Origin of the sequence: Vibrio sp. qd031 (assembly GCF_002100145.1) — a bacterium.
Taxonomy (GTDB): Bacteria; Pseudomonadota; Gammaproteobacteria; order Enterobacterales; family Vibrionaceae; genus Vibrio.
The window spans coordinates 1-563 of the sequence record NZ_JXQD01000021.1 but is presented as its reverse complement, the minus strand read 5'-3'; the positions used below and the strand labels follow the sequence as shown (position 1 = coordinate 563).

Below are 563 nucleotides of genomic sequence, written 5' to 3'. Positions count from 1 at the left end.
ACTCAAATTTGAATGCATCCTGGCAAGGATACATTCCCAAGAACACTTGAATGTGTGTTGGTACCTAAATCATAAAGACTTAGGATTTGAGAACTTTTAAATTGAATAACATTAATCAAATGTTATTCGTCAGCTTTCCAAATTGTTAAAGAGCTAGTTTTGCTTTCTACTAAAAGAAAGAAACCATCTTTAAAGGCACTCAATTTTCATAAGAAAATGCACTTAAAGATGGTATCCCGTAGGGGAGTCGAACCCCTGTTACCGCCGTGAAAGGGCGGTGTCCTAGGCCTCTAGACGAACGGGACACAAGGACTTCTTTTTATAAAAGAAGTGGTGGAGCTAATCGGGATCGAACCGATGACCTCTTCGCTGCCAGCGAAGCGCTCTCCCAGCTGAGCTATAGCCCCACATTGTTGATTCCACAACGAACGCAGAACCAATGCTCTGTATAAAACCATATCAATCTGTGTGGACACTCATAATGAGAATCTATCGTTTAAGGAGGTGATCCAGCCCCAGGTTCCCCTAGGGCTACCTTGTTACGACTTCACCCCAGTCATGAA

2 tRNA genes and 1 rRNA gene are annotated in these 563 nt (G+C 42.8%); all 3 read right to left on the bottom strand.

Annotated elements, in window-relative coordinates:
• Nucleotides 1–229 precede the first annotated feature (229 nt).
• Nucleotides 230–305 (bottom strand) — tRNA-Glu (locus ST37_RS07920).
• A 26-nt stretch (nt 306–331) separates the two neighbouring features.
• A tRNA-Ala gene (locus tag ST37_RS07915) sits at nt 332–407 on the bottom strand.
• A gap of 90 nt (nt 408–497) precedes the next feature.
• Nucleotides 498–563, bottom strand: a 16S ribosomal RNA gene (locus tag ST37_RS07910); the annotation flags it as partial.